The organism is Mesorhizobium sp. WSM4819 (genome assembly GCF_055811215.1).
Genome location: NZ_JBVVQO010000076.1, coordinates 1 through 1,999, shown reverse-complemented (window position 1 = coordinate 1,999; position 1,999 = coordinate 1). Strand labels below are relative to the sequence as shown.

At 66.9% G+C, this 1,999-nt stretch carries 2 protein-coding genes; both read left to right on the top strand.

Going from position 1 to position 1,999, the window contains the following annotated elements; genetic code table 11:
- A partial coding sequence (locus tag AC0L18_RS32260; protein WP_473495722.1) for a tyrosine-type recombinase/integrase occupies positions 1–808 on the top strand: 808 nt, incomplete at its 5' end.
- A 3-nt stretch (positions 809–811) separates the two neighbouring features.
- A partial coding sequence (locus AC0L18_RS32255) for an IS91 family transposase (RefSeq protein WP_473495721.1) occupies positions 812–1,999 on the top strand: 1,188 nt, incomplete at its 3' end.

Genomic DNA, 1,999 nt, shown 5'->3' with positions numbered 1-1,999 from the left:
TCTCCGCGATGTCGGAAGGTTCGCCAGCTTCCTCGGCCGATCTCCGGATACGGCCACGGCCGACGACCTACGACGATTCCAGGTTGAACAGCAGGAGGACGGCGTTCCCGTTCCGACCATGAACAGCATCGTGTCGGCGCTGCGCTTCTTCTTCACCCATACGCTCGACCGCCCGGATCTGGCGCGCAGGCTCGTCCGGCTGGCGCACCCGCGCAAGCTACCCGTGGTGCTAAGCCGAGACGAGGTCGCCCGGCTTCTCAACGCCACCACCTGCCTCAAGCATCAGGCCGCGCTGTCGGTCGCCTATGGCTCAGGGCTTCGCGTCGCCGAGGTTTCGACACTGAAGGTCGCCGATATCGACAGCGAGCGCATGCTGCTGCGTATCGAGCGTGGCAAGGGCGGACGATACCGCAATGCCATGCTGTCGGCCGACCTGCTTACGCTGTTGCGCCAGTGGTGGAAGGTCGGGCGGCAACAGGGTGTCATGCACCGCGATGGCTGGCTGTTTCCCGGGCAGCATCCGATGAAGCCGATCAGCACCCGACACCTTCACCGCATCGTCGTCGAGGCGGCACAGGCCGCCGACATCGCCAAGCGGGTCGGGCCGCATACGTTGCGCCACAGCTTCGCCACCCACCTGCTTGAAGACGGCACCGACATTCGGGTCATCCAGGTCCTGCTCGGGCACGCCAAGCTCGACAACACCGCCTTCTACACCAAGGTCGCGACCCGCACGGTGCGCACGGTCACGAGCCCGCTCGACAAGCTCGGCCTGTTCAAGGAGGCAGAGATCTCGCCCGATGGCTGAGCCGTGCGCGCCTCTGTCGAGGTCGCCGACATCTTCCGTGCTGCCGGACCCGCCTACCGGGCCGTTCATGCCGGCCATCTGAGCATTATCCAGCTCAAGGTGATGTCGGCGATCGAGCACTGCCGCACCGCGGCGCTTGGCGGTCACGTCGAGGCCTGCGAGGACTGCGGCCAGTGGCGGATCGCCTACAACTCCTGCCGCAACCGGCACTGCCCCAAGTGCCAGGGCGCCGCGGCGCGGACATGGCTGGCCGAGCGCGAGGCTGACCTGCTGCCGGTCGGCTACTTCCATGTCGTGTTCACCCTGCCCGCCGAAGTCGCCGACATCGCCTTCCACAACAAGGCGCTAGTCTACGACCTGCTGTTCAAGGCGGCATCGGAGACGATGCTGACCATCGCCGCTGATCCGAAGCATCTCGGCGCGCGGATCGGCATCACCGCCGTGCTCCACACATGGGGCTCGGCGATGACTCACCACCCCCATGTTCACATGATCGTGCCGGGCGGCGGCATCGCACTCGACGGGAAGCGCTGGGTATCGTCGCGCCCGGCCTTTCTCCTTCCGGTGCGCGTGCTCGGCAAGCTCTTCCGCCGCCTGTTCCTGACCCGGCTGCTTGCGCTTCACGACGCCGGCCGGCTCGCCTTCGTCGGATCGGCGGCGCATCTGGCCGACCGACGCGCCTTCCTGCGTCATCTGAAGCCTGTTCGCAGCAAGCGCTGGGTGGTCTATGCCAAGGCACCCTTCGCCGGGCCGGAAGCGGTGCTTGCCTACCTGTCGCGCTACACGCACAGGGTCGCCATTTCAAACCGTCGCCTGATCCGCTTCGACGAGAGCCGCGTCACCTTCCGCTACAAGGACTACCGCCGCGACGGCGCGGACCGGCAGCAGATCATGACGCTCGCCGCCGACGAGTTCATCCGCCGCTTCCTGCTCCATGTCCTGCCACGCAGTTTCCATCGCATCCGGCATTACGGCCTGCTCGCCGGCTCCGCCCGCAAGGCCAGCCTCGCGCTCGCCCGCGAACTCCTGGACGTCACCGCGCCAGCCGATGACGAAACACCAGGCGAACCGGAAGACTTCCGGCCGCCATGCCCCTGCTGTGGCGGACGCATGATCGTCATCGAGGTGTTCGAACGGTGGAGGCAGCCGCGCGGACCGCCCTACGCCAGGACACCGGACCGGGAGAACGCC